The 16,120-nt window shown below is 33.0% G+C and carries 16 protein-coding genes; all 16 read left to right on the top strand.

Translation table 11 applies throughout. The annotated features are described in order from the left end of the window. Positions 1 to 18: 18 nt before the first annotated feature. Positions 19 to 1,380, top strand: coding sequence for a flagellar assembly protein A (locus THEXY_RS06675; RefSeq protein ID WP_013788078.1), 1,362 nt, complete (start codon positions 19 to 21; stop codon positions 1,378 to 1,380). Positions 1,381 to 1,392: 12 nt separating this feature from the next. Continuing rightward, positions 1,393 to 1,665, top strand: coding sequence for a hypothetical protein (locus THEXY_RS06670; RefSeq protein WP_013788077.1), 273 nt, complete (start codon positions 1,393 to 1,395; stop codon positions 1,663 to 1,665). Positions 1,666 to 1,799: 134 nt separating this feature from the next. Next, on the top strand, positions 1,800 to 2,507 hold the full coding sequence (rpsB, locus tag THEXY_RS06665) for a 30S ribosomal protein S2 (RefSeq protein ID WP_013788076.1): 708 nt from the start codon (positions 1,800 to 1,802) through the stop codon (positions 2,505 to 2,507). 62 nt (positions 2,508 to 2,569) lie between these two features. Next, the gene (gene tsf / locus THEXY_RS06660; protein ID WP_013788075.1) at positions 2,570 to 3,187 is read left to right on the top strand and encodes a translation elongation factor Ts; all 618 of its coding nucleotides are present in this window, start codon (positions 2,570 to 2,572) and stop codon (positions 3,185 to 3,187) included. A gap of 103 nt (positions 3,188 to 3,290) precedes the next feature. Further along, positions 3,291 to 4,001 carry a UMP kinase gene (gene pyrH / locus THEXY_RS06655; RefSeq protein ID WP_013788074.1) on the top strand — a complete coding sequence of 237 codons (711 nt, stop codon included), beginning with the start codon at positions 3,291 to 3,293 and terminating at the stop codon, positions 3,999 to 4,001. Between the two features lie 2 nt (positions 4,002 to 4,003). Next, positions 4,004 to 4,558 carry a ribosome recycling factor gene (gene frr, locus THEXY_RS06650; RefSeq protein WP_013788073.1) on the top strand — a complete coding sequence of 185 codons (555 nt, stop codon included), beginning with the start codon at positions 4,004 to 4,006 and terminating at the stop codon, positions 4,556 to 4,558. Continuing rightward, positions 4,555 to 4,731: a hypothetical protein gene (locus THEXY_RS12635; RefSeq protein WP_013788072.1), complete on the top strand. Its 177-nt coding sequence runs from the start codon at positions 4,555 to 4,557 to the stop codon at positions 4,729 to 4,731. Before frr ends, THEXY_RS12635 begins: the two co-directional genes overlap by 4 nt. 47 nt (positions 4,732 to 4,778) lie before the next feature. Then, on the top strand, positions 4,779 to 5,540 hold the full coding sequence (uppS, locus tag THEXY_RS06645) for an undecaprenyl pyrophosphate synthase (protein ID WP_013788071.1): 762 nt from the start codon (positions 4,779 to 4,781) through the stop codon (positions 5,538 to 5,540). Between the two features lie 17 nt (positions 5,541 to 5,557). Continuing rightward, on the top strand, positions 5,558 to 6,340 hold the full coding sequence (locus THEXY_RS06640) for a phosphatidate cytidylyltransferase (protein ID WP_013788070.1): 783 nt from the start codon (positions 5,558 to 5,560) through the stop codon (positions 6,338 to 6,340). Between the two features lie 12 nt (positions 6,341 to 6,352). Beyond that, positions 6,353 to 7,501 carry a 1-deoxy-D-xylulose-5-phosphate reductoisomerase gene (dxr, locus tag THEXY_RS06635; protein ID WP_013788069.1) on the top strand — a complete coding sequence of 383 codons (1,149 nt, stop codon included), beginning with the start codon at positions 6,353 to 6,355 and terminating at the stop codon, positions 7,499 to 7,501. A 7-nt stretch (positions 7,502 to 7,508) separates the two neighbouring features. After that, entirely contained in the window at positions 7,509 to 8,525 is a 1,017-nt protein-coding gene (rseP, locus tag THEXY_RS06630) for an RIP metalloprotease RseP (RefSeq protein WP_013788068.1), read from the top strand. Between the two features lie 15 nt (positions 8,526 to 8,540). Further along, complete coding sequence (gene ispG / locus THEXY_RS06625; protein WP_013788067.1) at positions 8,541 to 9,605, top strand: flavodoxin-dependent (E)-4-hydroxy-3-methylbut-2-enyl-diphosphate synthase; 1,065 nt, start codon at positions 8,541 to 8,543, stop codon at positions 9,603 to 9,605. After that, entirely contained in the window at positions 9,602 to 10,231 is a 630-nt protein-coding gene (locus THEXY_RS06620) for a glycosyltransferase family 2 protein (protein WP_013788066.1), read from the top strand. Before ispG ends, THEXY_RS06620 begins: the two co-directional genes overlap by 4 nt. A 13-nt stretch (positions 10,232 to 10,244) precedes the next feature. Then, a complete protein-coding gene (locus THEXY_RS06615) occupies positions 10,245 to 14,477 on the top strand; it encodes a PolC-type DNA polymerase III (protein ID WP_013788065.1) in 4,233 nt (1,410 codons plus the stop codon). A 125-nt stretch (positions 14,478 to 14,602) separates the two neighbouring features. Beyond that, positions 14,603 to 15,058 carry a ribosome maturation factor RimP gene (gene rimP / locus THEXY_RS06610; protein WP_013788064.1) on the top strand — a complete coding sequence of 152 codons (456 nt, stop codon included), beginning with the start codon at positions 14,603 to 14,605 and terminating at the stop codon, positions 15,056 to 15,058. A 19-nt stretch (positions 15,059 to 15,077) separates the two neighbouring features. Next, positions 15,078 to 16,115, top strand: a complete 1,038-nt coding sequence (gene nusA, locus THEXY_RS06605; RefSeq protein WP_013788063.1) for a transcription termination factor NusA — start codon at positions 15,078 to 15,080, stop codon at positions 16,113 to 16,115. The last annotated feature ends 5 nt before the right edge of the window (positions 16,116 to 16,120 follow it).

Here is a 16,120-nt window from a genome sequence, read left to right as displayed (position 1 = left end):
AAATTTGGGGGCATTTATATGTGTGATTTAAAATATTCTTGCAAATTGGAAATATCGTCGGACAAAATGGCCGCATTTTTAATAGTTGAAAATATTTCAAACGATGGTATTGTTTTGAATAAAGATAATATTTACGAGCTTTTAAGATCTCATAACGTAGTTTTTGGGATAATTGAAAATGTCATCGATAAAATTTGCAAGTCCCCCAATATTAACGAACGTTATTTAATTGCACAAGGTAAAAAGCCTATAAATGGGAAAGATGGACGTGTTGAGTATTTAATCGATTTTGAGAGCAATGCTGAACCAAAAGTGCTTGAAGATGGAAGAGTGGATTATAAAGAGCTGCAAATATTTAAAAGTGTGAAAAAGGATGAAATCATAGCCCGAAAGGTAGATCCTGAAGACGGTATAGACGGTATGAACGTAAATGGAGAAATAGTCAAAGCAAATAAAGGCAAAGAAGCAAAATTGCCATTAGGCAAAAACACATATATTAATGATGGATGTCTTTATTCCTCTATTGATGGACATATTTCTAAAAAAGATCAAAAAGTAAATGTAAATCCTATAATTGAGTTAAAAGATGTCAATGCTTCGACAGGAAATGTCAGAACTTTTGCAAGCATTAAAATCTATAACAACATAAGTTCTGGTTATAAGATAGAAAGCGATGGAGATGTGGAAATATATGGTGTTGTAGAAGGTTCTACAATATCTGCGAAAGGAAATGTAATAATTCATAAAGGCATTCAAGGCAATGGTAAGGCAAAAATTATCTCAGGGGGGAAAGTTGTATCGAAGTATTTACAAAATTGTGAAGTAATAGCTGAAGATGATGTCGTAAGTGAAGCCATAATGTACAGCACAGTGAAGACAAATAGTTGTGTTAAGTTAATTGGAAACAAAGGTGTAATCGTTGGCAGTGTAGTTATAGCAACACGAGAAATAGAAGCAATAAACGTTGGTTCTAAAATGTTTGTACATACTGAGTTAATAGTCGGAGAACCACCTGAAAAGAGAAAGAGAAAAGAAGAAATATCTAAAAAAATATCTGAAAATGAAAAATCCATAGACGGATTAAATAAAATCGTTTCATATTTAACGAAATTAGGTGTGCCGGATGATAAAAGAGCCATTTATGAAAAAACTCTTAAGTCTTTGTTACAGTTGGAAGCTGAGAATAAGTCCTTGTTGGATGAATATAGAGAATTAAATTCAAATAATGATGAATCATTTGGTATAATTAAAGTATATGATACGGTTTATCCGGGAACAAAAATAACTATAGACGATGTATCTAGAAAGATAAAAGAGCCTGTAAAATATGTTACTTTTATGAGAAATGGTGCGGATATAGACATATTGCCAATAGGGTAAGGGGGAATGTATATGTCGGTAAATCCGATAGATTTACAGGTAGCAATTCCTAAAATGGTGGATGTAAGTAATATAAAACAGATTGAAATTCAAAGACCAGATGTATTTGTTGGTCAATTCATGGAGATGATAAATAATGAAAATGAGATAAAAAAAAGCAGGACAAACAAAATCAACGAATCAAATAAATTGTCAACTAAGAAAGATAAAAATAGAATGGAAGGGAAATCATCTCAAAAAGAAAGAAAAAAATTTTTATTAGGGCATGTGGATATAAAAATTTAAAATCGTATTGACAAAAATATCATAATATAATATATTAATCAGTGGATAACACACGTTCAAAGATCATAAAACTGGTGCCATAATGGTTGTTTTGTGAGATGACTTGAACGGAGGAATAACCAGGAGGTGAGAATATGTCAGTTATATCAATGAAACAATTATTAGAAGCAGGTGTACATTTCGGTCATCAAACAAGAAGATGGAATCCTAAGATGGCTCCTTATATTTTTACCGAGAGAAATGGAATATATATTATAGATCTTCAAAAAACGGTAAAAAAGATAGAGGAAGCATACGATTTTATAAAAGAGGTTGTTTCGAATGATGGTACTGTCTTATTTGTAGGTACAAAGAAACAAGCCCAGGATTCTGTTAAAGAAGAAGCAGAAAGATGCGGAATGTACTATGTAAATCAAAGATGGCTTGGCGGAATGTTGACAAATTACAAGACAATTAGAAGCAGGGTTGAAAGACTTAAAGAGTTAAAGAAGATGGAAGAGGATGGCACATTTGAAGTTTTACCCAAAAAAGAGGTTATAAAGCTTAGAAAAGAAAAGGAAAAACTTCAAAAGTATTTAGGTGGAATAGAAAACATGAATAGTCTTCCATCGGTACTTTTTGTGGTTGATCCTAAGAAAGAAGCAATTGCCATCGCTGAAGCTAAAAATCTCGATATTCCTATCGTTGCAATTGTTGATACAAATTGTGATCCTGAAGAAGTAGATTATCCTATACCGGGCAACGATGATGCGATTCGTGCGGTAAAATTAATAGCTTCAAAAATAGCTGATGCTGTAATTGAGGCTAAACAGGGTGAACAATTAACTGCGGTTGAAGAGTAATTTTGAATGGTAAGGAATTTTCATCCTTACCATAAATTATATTAGGATGGAGGTAAGATTATATGATTTCTGCACAACAAGTTAAAGAACTTAGAGAGCGTACTGGGGCAGGCATGATGGATTGCAAAAGAGCGCTTACTGATTCTAATGGTGATATTGAAAAAGCAATTGATATATTAAGAGAAAGAGGATTAGCAGCCGCTGCTAAAAAGGCTGGCAGAGTTGCAAATGAAGGATTAGTAGAATCGTACATTCATGGTGGTGGCAGAATTGGTGTTCTTGTTGAAGTAAATTGTGAAACAGATTTTGTCGCCAATACAGATGATTTTAAAACTTTTGTAAAAGAAATATGCATGCAAATCGCTGCAGCAAATCCGCAGTACATAAAAAGAGAAGATGTACCACAAGAAGTTATTGAAAAAGAAAGGGAAATTTTAAAGGCACAATCATTAAATGAAGGTAAACCAGCTCAAGTGATTGACAGAATAATTGAAGGAAGACTCGAAAAATTCTATAAAGAAAATTGCCTATTAGAACAATTGTATATAAGAGATGATAGCAAGACGATAAAAGACTTATTAAATGAATTGATTGCTAAACTTGGTGAAAATATAATAATAAGAAGATTTGTGAGATTTGAAAGAGGAGAAGGTATTGAAAATTCTCAAGAAGAAGAATAAAATTAAATAGGCAACCAAAATAGGACACGGTTGTGTCCTATTTTTAATAGTTTTCATGAAGGATTTTTAATATTTTTATAGAATAATAAAATGAGGTGTTTTAATGTCTGTGAAATACAAACGAATAATATTAAAAATTTCAGGAGAAGCTTTGTCTGGCAGCACAGGTTACGGTATCGATTTTGAAACTGTAAATTTAATTGCTGATCAAATAAAAGAAGTAAAAGAAATGGGCGTTCAAATAGGCGTTGTAATTGGAGGTGGTAATATATGGAGGGGTAGAGAAGGAGTAGGAATGGATAGGACTACCGCTGATCATATGGGAATGCTTGCTACAGTCATTAATTCTCTTGCTTTGCAAGATGCTCTAGAGCGAAGAGGCGTAGAAACGAGGGTTCAAACTGCCATTGAGATGAGGCAGATTGCTGAACCGTATATTCGACGGAGGGCAATAAGGCATCTTGAAAAAGGAAGGGTTGTGATTTTTGCAGCTGGCACTGGTAATCCTTTCTTCTCTACCGATACGACAGCATCTTTAAGAGCTGCTGAGATAGATGCGGAAGTGATTCTTCTTGCTAAGAAAGTAGATGGAGTCTACGATAAGGACCCTGTTAAACATAAAGATGCTACCAAGTTTGATAAGTTGACATATCTTGATGTGCTTAACAGAGGACTTGGGGTGATGGACTCTACAGCAACTTCTCTATGTATGGACAATAATATTCCAATTATCGTGTTTAATTTAACTGTACCAGGAAACATTAAGAATGTGATAATGGGCCAAAAAATAGGAACGATTGTCAAGGAGGGATAGCGATGGATGATTTGTTAAAAAGCACTGAAGAAAAAATGAAAAAGTCAATTGCAGTTTTAAAAAATGAATTGATGTCTATAAGGGCTGGCAGGGCTAATCCTGCACTTTTAGACAGAATATCAATTGACTACTATGGTACCATGACTCCAATAAATAAGTTAGCAACAATTACGGCACCAGAACCAAAGATTATAATTATTCAACCGTGGGACACATCCAAAATATCTGAAATTGAAAAAGCAATTCAAAAATCAGATTTAAACATTAATCCTACTTCTGATGGCAAAATAATCAGATTAGTTTTTCCTGATTTGACAGAAGAGAGAAGGAAAGAGCTTGTTAAATTAGTTCATAAAAAAGGTGAAGAAGCTAAGGTCGCAGTGAGGCAGATTAGAAGAGATGCCAATGATGCTATTAAAAAGATGGATAAAAATGGTGAGATTTCGGAAGATGAAAAATTAAAAAGCGAAGAAAATGTACAAAAACTTACGGATAAGTATATTAAGGAAATAGACAAAATTTTGGAGCAGAAGGAAAAGGAGATAATGGAGATTTGATCGATATTATTGGATACGATATTGAAGCGGCTAAGAAGATTTTAGAAAAAAATAATGTTCAATACAATATAATATTTACCAAGCCTACTAAAAAATATAGAGGATATCAGAGACGCGTCTTAAAAACGATGTTTGAAGATGGTATATTATCAGTTATAGTAGCTGAATTTTAACCCCCTCACATGAGGGGGTATTGCCCATATTATAAGGAGGAAATTTAATGGGGTTTATCAAAAAACGACAAAAAAATTTTGATGAGGAGATAGAGAAAAAACTTGATAAAAACAATGTTCCAAAGCATGTGGCAATAATAATGGATGGAAATGGTAGATGGGCGAAAAAGAGAGGTTTCATAAGAACACTTGGACATAGGGCTGGTATGGAAGCTGTAAGGCGAATTGTTAAAGCATCATCTGAAATCGGAATTAAGTATCTGACTTTATACGCATTTTCGACAGAAAATTGGAAAAGGCCTGTAGATGAAGTTAATGGATTGATGGACTTACTTATAGAGTATTTAGGTCGCGAAGTAAATGAATTGAATGAAAACAATGTGAAATTAAACTTTATTGGCGATTTATCAATGATACCTGAAAAATGTAGAATCAAGATAAAAGAGTCCGAGGAAATAACTAAAAACAATACTGGTCTTACTTTAAATATTGCCTTAAATTATGGTGGTAGAAGTGAAATAGTTAGAGCATTTAAAATGATAGGCAGTTCTTTATTGAGCGGCAAAATTGATTTAAATGACATTGATGAAAATGTTATTGCTGATAATTTATATACATCAGGACAACCAGACCCTGATTTGATTATAAGACCAAGCGGAGAATTGCGAATTAGCAATTTTATGCTTTGGCAGTCTGCATACTCCGAATTATGGTTTTCTGATGTCTTATGGCCAGATTTTGAAAAAAAGCACCTTTTACAGGCTATATTTGATTACCAAAAGCGAAATAGACGTTTTGGTGGCATATGAATTAAGGAGTTGAATCTATGTTAAAAAAAAGGATATTTAGTGCGGTAATAGGGCTTCCTTTGGTTTTTGCGGCATTAATCATGGGGGGCTGGTATCTTAGGCTTTTTTTAGTAGCTATCAGTCTTATTGGATTGTACGAGTTTTACGCGGTGTTTAAAAATACAGAAATAAAGCCTATAAATTTTATGGGCTATGTGGCTGTTTTATTTTTTTATATTTTTGGCTATACCTATGATTCTATAGATCTTTTTGTGATTTTGTCTGTAGTAATATTTTCTATCCCAGTTGTACTTCATAGATATAATTTGAAAGATACTTCCATAACAATTATGGGAATCATATATGTCATTTTTTTCTCGTACATAGGGAAAATAAGGGATATTAAAGACGGTTACTTGCTTGTATGGCTTATATTTATCATTTCTTGGCTGACAGATACTTTTGCATATTTCATAGGTAAACGCATCGGTAAAAATAAATTATGTCCATCAATTAGTCCTAACAAGACTTTTGAAGGTTCGGTTGGTGGAGTAATAGGTTCGTTGTTAGGGTGCCTTTTGTTTACATATTTATTTAGAGGAAAGCTAGAAATAAATTATTATTATATCATCTTTTTAAGCGTTATAGGCAGCATAGTAGCTCAAATAGGTGATCTTTTTGCGTCGTTTATAAAACGAAATTGCAACACGAAAGATTTTAGCAAAATTATTCCTGGGCATGGCGGGATATTGGATAGATTTGATAGTATTCTTTTCGTATCTCCTTGTATTTACATATTTTTCACGTATTTAAACAGATGAAAGGAGCTAAACATGAAAAATATTGTCGTTTTAGGTTCTACAGGTTCGATTGGAACTCAAACACTTGATGTGGTAAGGAAATCAAAAGAATTTCGTGTTATAGGACTTACATGTTATAATAATATTGATCTTATAAAGCAACAAATTGATGAATTTAAACCGCAATTTGTTGCTGTTAAGGATGAATCGTCTGCAAAAAAGTTAAAAGAAATTGTGGACACTAATACAGTGATTCTCTCTGGTGATGATGGAATAAACGAGGTAGCTTCTCTTTCAAATGTTCAGACTGTTGTTGTGGCCATTGAAGGCATAGCAGCGCTTATTCCTACTATAAAGGCGATTGAAACAGGGCATAACATTGCACTTGCTAATAAAGAATGTTTAGTCACTGGTGGGCACATAATTAAGAAACTGGCAATTGAAAAAAACATAAATATATTTCCTGTTGACAGTGAACACAATGCGATTTACCAATGTATTCAATCTGGAAAAAAAGAATTTGTAAATAAATTGATTATAACTGCATCTGGAGGACCCTTTAGAGGAAAAACATTAAGCGATTTAAAATCCGTGACAGTTGAAGAAGCTTTAAATCATCCTAATTGGAAGATGGGCAAAAAAATAACAATCGATTCTGCCACACTTATGAATAAAGGGTTTGAGGTAATAGAAGCTAAATGGCTTTTTGATGTGCCATTAGAAAAAATAGAAGTTGTTGTGCATAAAGAAAGCATAATCCATTCAATGGTAGAGTTTATTGATGGAAGCATTATTGCAGAAATGGCTACTGCCGATATGAGGATACCGATACAGTACGCTTTAAATTTCCCCAACAGGGTATACGTGGAAGGTGTACGATATTTAGATATTGCCAAGATTGGAAGTCTATCATTTGAAAAACCAGATGTTAATACTTTTAGATGCCTCCAACTGGCATATGATGCATTGGAAGAAGGCGGAACAATGACAACAGTTTTAAATACAGCAGATGAAGTAGCAGTTCAATTGTTTTTAGAAAGAGTAATTTCGTTTAATGATATTCCTTATATAATAGAAAAATATATGAATAATCATAAAAACATCATTAATCCTGAATTAAATGATATAATAGAAGTAGATAAAGAAATAAGGGAAAAAATTAAGCGTGAATATATGAGGTGATAGGTAAGTGGTATTTTTTTATGTTGTTATAAGTGTAATTGTATTGGGCATTTTAGTTACGATTCATGAATTTGGACATTTTATAGTAGCAAAATTGTCTGGCACAAAAGTTAATGAATTTGCTATTGGTTTTGGGCCGAAGATATTTTCAAAAAAACATGGTGAAACAGAATATTCGTTTAGATTAATGCTTTTTGGTGGTTTTTGTGCTTTAGCAGGTGAAGATGAAATGTCTAATGATAAAAGAGCTGTAACCAATAAACCTTGGTACACAAGGCTTGGCATTTTTGCGGCTGGTCCTTTGATGAATATATTATTAACTTTTATAATTTTAATTATGGTTTTCTATTTTGTTGGAAGTCCAGTTCCAATTGTCAGTTCTACCATAAGTGGTTATCCTGCAGAAAAGGCTGGTATAAAGCCGGGAGATGAAATAGTGATGGTAAACAATACTAAAATAAATGATTGGACTACATTGCAGAACATTATAAATTCAAACAATGGAGTAAAATTAAATTTTACAATTAAAAGGGGAAATGTTACTTTAAAAAAGTCTGTTATACCGATAGTTGACAAAAACACTGCAAAGCCAATGATAGGTATAGTACCACAGTATCGAAGGTCTTTAGTATTAGCTGTCGATAGCGGCGTAAAACAAACTATTTATTTTTCAAAAATGATAATTTTATCTCTTTACATGTTAATAACTGGTAAAGTTTCAACAAATGATTTGATGGGGCCAGTTGGTATAGTTCAAGCTATTGGCACAGAGGCAAAATCTGGCATACTGAATTTAATGGCATTTACTGCACTTATAAGCGTAAATTTAGGGTTGTTTAACTTACTGCCGTTTCCAGCATTAGATGGTGGTAGGATTCTATTCGTGCTGATAGAAAAAATTAGAGGAAAACCTGTCGATCCCGAAAAAGAAGGATTTGTCCATTATATAGGTTTTATGTTGCTTATTGCGCTTATACTTTTTGCTACATATAAAGATTTGGTTAGGATAAATATTTTAAAATAATAGGTGATAAACTTTATGAGGAAAAAAACAAAAGAAATAAAAATAGGAAGTGTACGTATAGGTGGAGAAAACCCGATTGCAATACAGTCCATGACTAATACTGACACAAGAGATGTAAAAAAAACCGTGCACCAAATTAAAGAACTTGAAAGTGTTGGTTGTGATATTGTACGTGTAGCTGTCCTTGATGTTGTTGCTGCAAAAGCCATTGAAGAAATAAAAAAAGAAATTGATATCCCTATTGTTGCCGACATACATTTTGATTATAGATTAGCTTTAGAAGCTATTAAGCATGGGGCGGATAAAATCAGGATAAATCCAGGCAATATTGGTGGAGATGATAAGCTTAAAGCAGTAGTAGATGCTGCTAAAGATGCAGGAATTCCCATAAGAGTAGGTGTAAATTCTGGTTCATTGGAAAGGGACATTTTAAATAAATATGGTGGTGTAACAGCGGATGGAATTGTTGAAAGTGCACTTAAAAGTGTATCTCTGTTAGAAAAATGCGGTTTTTACGATATAGTGGTATCTTTAAAGACCACTAATGTACCGTTGACAATTGAGTCGTATAAGATTATTTCTGAAAAGATAGATTATCCCCTTCATGTTGGCATTACGGAGGCCGGAACAATTTTTTCAGGAACTATAAAATCTGCTGTCGGGATTGGTACGCTACTGTATCTGGGTATTGGAGATACAATAAGAGTATCTTTGACGGGTAATCCTATTGAGGAAGTAAGAGTTGGAAAACAAATATTAAAATCTTTAGGATTATCAAAAGGAGGCGTAGAAATAATTTCCTGCCCAACATGTGGAAGGACCAAAATTGATCTGATAGAATTGGCTCAAAAAGTTGAAAAAGCAACGGCAAATATAAAGCAAGACATAAAAGTTGCTGTAATGGGATGTGCAGTCAACGGTCCAGGCGAAGCTAAAGAAGCAGATATAGGAATAGCCGGGGGAATTGGAGAAGGTCTTATTTTTAAAAAGGGAAAGATTATTAAAAAAGTATCAGAAGATAAGCTTTTTGATGAATTTATTAAGGAACTTAACGATATACTGAAGGAGAAATCATTATGATATCTGTAATTATTCCCGCATATAATGAAGGAAAAAATATAAAAGATGTTTTAAAAGTATTGGAAAAAATCAATATTATTGATGAAACGATAGTCGTAAATGATGGTTCAACAGATGATACTGAAAAAGTCGTTTCTCTTTTTAACGTGAAGCTTATAAATTTGAAAACAAATTTAGGGAAAGGTGCTGCTCTAAAAAGGGGTATTCAAGCTGCTAATGGAGATATCTTAGTTTTGCTTGATGCAGATCTTATAGGTTTTACTCCTGAGCATTTTAACAAATTAGTAAAACCTGTTTTGGATAATAAGTGCGATATGGCAGTTGGTATATTTTCATCTGGAAGGAAAAGAACTGATTTGGCACAAAAAATAGCTCCATTTTTGTCAGGACAGCGTACTTTAAAAAAAGATGTTCTTATAGATTTTATAAATAATAGTGATGTAGACATTTTAAAATATGGAATAGAAGTAGCGCTTACGAAATATGCCAAAAAAAAACATTTAAGAGTGCAGCATGTGCAGTTAGAAAATATGACGCATGTAATGAAAGAAGAAAAGTTGGGCTTCATTAAAGGTTTTAAAGCTAGGCTAATGATGTATAAAGACATTTTAAAGGTATGGATGTAAGGAGTGCATTTTGATGCTACCTTCTTTTCTTAAAGAGGAATTAGGTATAAGCGATATAAAAATAAATAAGATAAGTTTATGTCTAAAGGAAAGAAAACTTATACTGTCTTTGCCCTTCAATTTAAAAAAAGACGTTTCAAAATTAGAATCTTTAAAATCTACTATTAAATCAAAAATCCCTCTACTTTCAAATATAGAATTTGAATTTATAGGCACAAATAACATTGATGTGTATTCAGTTTTAAATGAGTATTGGGATGATATCATAAAAAAAGCCAGTGAAAAATATCCTGGTACTTTAAGCTTTATAAAATCATGTCATATATCTATTAAAGATGTGGAACATGTAATCATAAAGGCATCAAATGAAGTATCTTTTAATTTTCTTAAGAAAAACAAGATCGATATGTACATTAGCGAATTGATAAAAGAATATTATGATCTAAACGTAAGTTTTGCATTAGATTTTGATGAATCAATATATGACAAACTTCATGAAGAAATCAAAAAGGACGAGGAAATTTTGGCAAATAACATCATTGCAAGTCCTCCAGAAAACAGCCAAAAAATCGAAAGTGATATGGATAATAATGACAGTAAAGTATTGCTTGGAAAAGAAATAAATACAGAAAGTGTAAAGATCTGCGATGTATTTCAAGAAGGCGATGATGTTGCAATAAAAGGTGAAATTTTTTCAATAGATTTCCGCGAAATAAAATCTAAATATCTGATGACTTTTGATATTACAGATACTACGTCTTCATTTACAGTTAAGGCATTTTTAAATGGAGAAAAGTACAGTTTAATTAAAGACAGATTAACAATAGGTAGCAATGTAAAAGTGCGTGGTGCTGTTATTTACGATAAATATGAAAGAGATCTAATATTGAACGCTAAAGACATAGAGATGTGCGAGAAATCTTTCAGAGTAGATTCTCATCTACAAAAGAGAGTAGAGTTGCATGTACACACACAAATGAGCAGCATGGATGGAGTAAGCTCTGCAGAGTCTTTAATAAAAAGAGCATCAGAGTGGGGGCACAAAGCAATTGCAATAACAGATCATGCTGTATTGCAGGCTTATCCCGAAGCTCAAAGTGCTGCGAAAAAATATGGTATTAAAGTAATCTACGGTATAGAAGGTTATCTCGTCAATGATGGTGTTCCAATCGTCAGTGGAAGTACATCTGCGACTATTGACGGCAGCTTTGTTGTATTTGACATTGAAACCACAGGTCTTTCAAGTATTAATGACAACATTATCGAAATTGGAGCTGTCAAGATAAAAAATTTTCAAATAGTAGATACATTTGAGACTTTTGTAAATCCACAAGTTCACATATCAAAATTTATAACAAAATTGACTGGCATAACAGATGATATGGTTAAAGAGTACCCATCTATCGAAGAAATTTTGCCTAAATTTTTGGACTTTATAAAAGATTCTATTCTTGTAGCACATAATGCAAACTTTGATGTGACTTTTATAAAGACAAAAGCCAGAAATCTTGGTATGGAAGTGGATAATCCTGTTTTGGACACTTTAGAATTAAGTAGACATATGTATGAAAATCTAAAAAATTACAAGCTGGATACTGTAGCGCAGCATCTTGGTGTGTCACTTGAAAATCATCATAGAGCCGTAGACGATGCTAAGGCAACTGCTGAAATTTTTATTAAAAGCATCAATAAGTTAAAAGAAAACGGAATAGAAAAAGTAAATGAAATAAATGATTATTTAAAAAATAAGGTTGACATAAAAAAAATGCCTACATATCATGTAATTATACTTGTTAAGAATCAAAAGGGCTTGAGAAATCTCTATGAATTGGTATCAAAGTCAAATTTAGAGTATTTTCATAGAAATCCGAGAATTCCTAAAAGTTTGTTGTCACAAATGAGAGAAGGATTGTTAATTGGTTCCGCTTGTGAACAAGGTGAAGTATTTAGAGGATTAATATCAAATCTTGATGACGATAAATTGCAAGAAATCGTCAGTTATTATGATTATTTAGAAGTGCAACCTTTAGGAAATAATGAATTTTTAATTGACAAAGGCGAGGTAAAAAACAAAGAAGAATTGATTAAGATAAATAAAAGAATTTATGATTTAGGCAAACAATTCAAAAAGCCGGTTGTTGCAACGTGTGATGTCCACTTTTTAGATCCTTGGGATAATGTGTATAGAAAAATACTCATGTATGGAAAGGGATTTAAAGATGCTGATAGACAACCACCACTTTATTTTAGAACAACTGATGAAATGATGCGAGAATTTGATTATTTTGATAGAGAGATTGCAAAAGAGATCGTCATAGACAATCCTAATGAAATAGCAGATTCTATAGAAGACGTTAAACCGATACCAGATGGAACATTTCCTCCGTCAATAGAAGGTGCAGAAGAAGAGCTTAGAAAATTGACATTAAACAAAGCTCATGAAATATATGGTGAAAAATTGCCAGATATAGTTGAAAAAAGGTTAGACAAAGAACTAAATTCTATCATAAATAATGGATATGCTGTCATGTATATTATAGCTCAAAAACTAGTGACAAAATCATTGAATGATGGTTATTTAGTTGGTTCAAGGGGCTCAGTCGGTTCATCGTTTGTGGCAACGATGAGTGGAATAACCGAGGTTAATCCGTTGCCACCTCATTATATCTGTCCTCATTGCAAGCATTCGGAATTTATATTAGATGGAAGTTACGGTTCTGGTGTAGATATGCCTGATAAAAATTGTCCACAATGTGGAACAAAAATGAAAAAAGATGGGCATGATATTCCATTTGAAGTTTTTCTTGGATTTGAAGGGGACAAAGAACCAGATATAGATTTAAACTTTTCAGGAGATTATCAGCCGATAGCGCATAAATACACAGAAGAAATATTTGGAACAGGTCACGTCTTTAGAGCTGGAACTATTGGTACATTGGCTGATAAAACAGCATACGGCTTTGTAAAAAAGTATTTTGAAGAAAAAAATTTAACAGTTCATAATGCAGAAATCAAAAGGCTAGTCATGGGTTGTACTGGTGCCAAAAGGACTACAGGGCAACATCCAGGTGGTGTTATGGTTGTTCCTAAAGACAAAGATATTTACGATTTTACACCTATACAACATCCTGCAGATGCACAAGATTCAGACATAATAACAACGCACTTTGATTATCACTCTATAAGCGGAAGACTGCTTAAGCTTGATATACTTGGTCATGATGATCCTACTGTAATAAGAATGCTGGAGGATTTAACAGGAATCAATGCCAGAGAAATACCATTAGATGACAAAAAGACAATGAGCCTTTTTACAAGCGTAGAAGCGCTTAACATAAATCCAGAAGATATAAATTGCACAGTAGGTACTTTAGGGCTGCCTGAATTTGGAACGAAATTTGTAAGACAAATGCTGGTTGATACAAAGCCGACAACTTTTGCAGAACTTGTGAGAATAAGTGGACTTTCGCATGGTACGGATGTTTGGCTTAATAATGCGCAGGACATAATAAAAGAAGGCAAAGCCACCCTTAAAGAAGTAATCTCTACAAGAGATGATATAATGTTATTTCTTATTAGTAAAGGGCTTGACAAGAAACTGTCTTTTAAGATAATGGAAAGTGTTAGAAAAGGGAAGGGCATCAAAGAGGAAGAAATAGAAGAAATGAAAAAGCATAATGTGCCTGATTGGTTTATCCAGTCATGCCAAAAAATTAAGTACATGTTTCCTAAAGCCCATGCAGTTGCTTATGTCATAATGGCTTTTAGGATAGCTTATTTTAAAGTGCATCATCCTGAGGCTTTTTATGCTACCTATTTTACTGTTAGAGCTGATGAGTTTAACTTAGATATGATGGATTCTTTAGAAAAAATCAAAGAAAATATAAGGCTAATTGAATCAAAGAGCAATAATGCTACAGCAAAAGAGAAAAGCTTATTGACAATATTAGAGGTTGGCCTTGAAATGTACCTTAGAGGTCTAAAGTTCACAAATATTGATTTATATAAATCTGATGCAGTTAAATTTTTAATTACAAAAGATGGCATATTGCCTCCGTTGAACTCATTGGAAGGTATAGGCAAGCAAGCAGCGAAGATAATAGCTGAAGAGAGAGAAAAAGGCAAATTTTTATCAATAGAAGACTTGAGAAATAGAACGAGAATTAGTAAAACGGTTATTGATATATTAAAGCAGCATGGTTGTCTACAGGATATTCCTGAATCAAATCAATTAAGTTTATTTTAATGTTGCATTGGTTATTTGTGTATGTTATAATTGATATGGCAAAATAGAGATGGAACTTAAGAGTGGGGTTTCCCACTCTTTCGTATTATATATATAAAATAATGAGCTACAAGGAGGTTATCAAATTGTCAAAGATTGAAGAGCTGACAAGGCAGCTTGTTACTCCAGCCATAGAAAAAAATAAGTTTGAGCTTGTTGATGTTGAGTACAAAAAAGAAGGCAACAATTGGTATTTAAGGGTTTATATAGACAAAGATGGAGGAGTCAGTTTAGACGATTGCCAAATTATAAGTGAATATTTAAGTGAAAAGCTGGATGAAGTAGATCCAATAGACAATAGTTATATACTTGAAGTGTCTTCGCCGGGAATAGATAGACCATTAAAAACAAAACGTGATTTTGAAAAATTCAAAGGCAGTTTAGTTGAAGTTTCATTGTATCAACCGATAGATAAAAAGAAAAAGTATGAAGGCGAGCTTTTAGGCCTCGAAGATGATAAAGTAATCATCGTTGACGATGGTGGAAAAAGAGAATTTGATTTAAAAAATGTTAGTTTGGTTAAACCTATTATAAAATTTTAAACTAAAAGGAGGGAAAATAATGAACACCGAATTTATTGAAGCACTTGAACAAATTTGCAAAGATAAAGGCATTCCAAAAGAGACGATGTTTGAGGCAATAGAAGCTGCATTAGTTTCAGCGTACAAAAAAAACTATGGAACAGCTCAGAATGTCAAAGTAAAGATGGATCGTGAAACAGGTGATGTTAAAGTCTATGCCCAAAAAACGGTTGTCGAAAATGTATATAATGATTTGCTTGAAATAAGTTTGGAAGAAGCTCAAAAATTAAGCAAGAAATACCTTGTTGGTGATACTGTTGATATTGAAGTTACGCCTAAATCTTTTGGAAGAATAGCAGCTCAAAATGCTAAACAAGTTGTTGTTCAAAGAATAAGAGAAGCAGAACGAGGCATTGTATATGAAGATTTTTTAAGCAAGGAATCAGAAATAGTTACTGGAATTGTAGAAAGAATAGAAAAAAAGAATGTTTTAGTTGATTTAGGTAAAACTGAAGCTACACTAACGCCAAATGAGCAGATTCCAAATGAAACTTACAAACATGGAGATAGAATAAAAGTCTATATAGTAGAAGTCAAAAAAACTACAAAAGGTCCACAAATACTGATATCACGTTCGCATCCAGGACTAGTAAAAAGGCTTTTTGAGATGGAAGTACCAGAATTACAACAAGGTATCGTTGAAATTAGAAGCATCTCAAGAGAACCTGGTTCAAGGACTAAAATGGCTGTATATGCAAAAGACGAAAATGTTGATCCGGTGGGTTCATGTGTAGGTTACAAGGGTGCAAGGGTACAAGCTGTTGTAAATGAGCTAAAAGGTGAAAAGATAGATATCGTAAAATGGAGCTCAAAACCACAAGAATTTGTGACTAATGCTTTAAGTCCGGCTAAAGTTTTAAGTATTGATATTGATGAAAAAGAAAAAATAGCCAGGGTCGTCGTGCCTGATTATCAGCTTTCTCTTGCAATTGGCAAAGAAGGGCAAAATGTAAGATTGGCTGCTAAGCTAACAGGATGGAAGATAGACATAACAAGTGAATCTACTGCTAAATCTTAAAGGTT

Origin of the sequence: Thermoanaerobacterium xylanolyticum LX-11 (assembly GCF_000189775.2) — a bacterium.
In the GTDB taxonomy this organism is placed as follows: Bacteria; Bacillota; Thermoanaerobacteria; order Thermoanaerobacterales; family Thermoanaerobacteraceae; genus Thermoanaerobacterium; species Thermoanaerobacterium thermosulfurigenes.
Note: the sequence above shows the minus strand (reverse complement) of the source record. Positions and strands in the feature narration are given on the sequence as shown.

Bases quoted from the DNA above. Each gene is read 5' to 3' on its own strand.
- THEXY_RS06675 (WP_013788078.1), top strand. From the start codon at position 19: ATGTGTGATTTAAAATATTCTTGCAAATTGGAAATATCGTCGGACAAA.
- THEXY_RS06670 (WP_013788077.1), top strand. From the start codon at position 1,393: ATGTCGGTAAATCCGATAGATTTACAGGTAGCAATTCCTAAAATGGTG.
- rpsB (WP_013788076.1), top strand. From the start codon at position 1,800: ATGTCAGTTATATCAATGAAACAATTATTAGAAGCAGGTGTACATTTC.
- tsf (WP_013788075.1), top strand. From the start codon at position 2,570: ATGATTTCTGCACAACAAGTTAAAGAACTTAGAGAGCGTACTGGGGCA.
- pyrH (WP_013788074.1), top strand. From the start codon at position 3,291: ATGTCTGTGAAATACAAACGAATAATATTAAAAATTTCAGGAGAAGCT.
- frr (WP_013788073.1), top strand. From the start codon at position 4,004: ATGGATGATTTGTTAAAAAGCACTGAAGAAAAAATGAAAAAGTCAATT.
- uppS (WP_013788071.1), top strand. From the start codon at position 4,779: ATGGGGTTTATCAAAAAACGACAAAAAAATTTTGATGAGGAGATAGAG.
- THEXY_RS06640 (WP_013788070.1), top strand. From the start codon at position 5,558: ATGTTAAAAAAAAGGATATTTAGTGCGGTAATAGGGCTTCCTTTGGTT.
- dxr (WP_013788069.1), top strand. From the start codon at position 6,353: ATGAAAAATATTGTCGTTTTAGGTTCTACAGGTTCGATTGGAACTCAA.
- ispG (WP_013788067.1), top strand. From the start codon at position 8,541: ATGAGGAAAAAAACAAAAGAAATAAAAATAGGAAGTGTACGTATAGGT.
- THEXY_RS06620 (WP_013788066.1), top strand. From the start codon at position 9,602: ATGATATCTGTAATTATTCCCGCATATAATGAAGGAAAAAATATAAAA.
- THEXY_RS06615 (WP_013788065.1), top strand. From the start codon at position 10,245: ATGCTACCTTCTTTTCTTAAAGAGGAATTAGGTATAAGCGATATAAAA.
- nusA (WP_013788063.1), top strand. From the start codon at position 15,078: ATGAACACCGAATTTATTGAAGCACTTGAACAAATTTGCAAAGATAAA.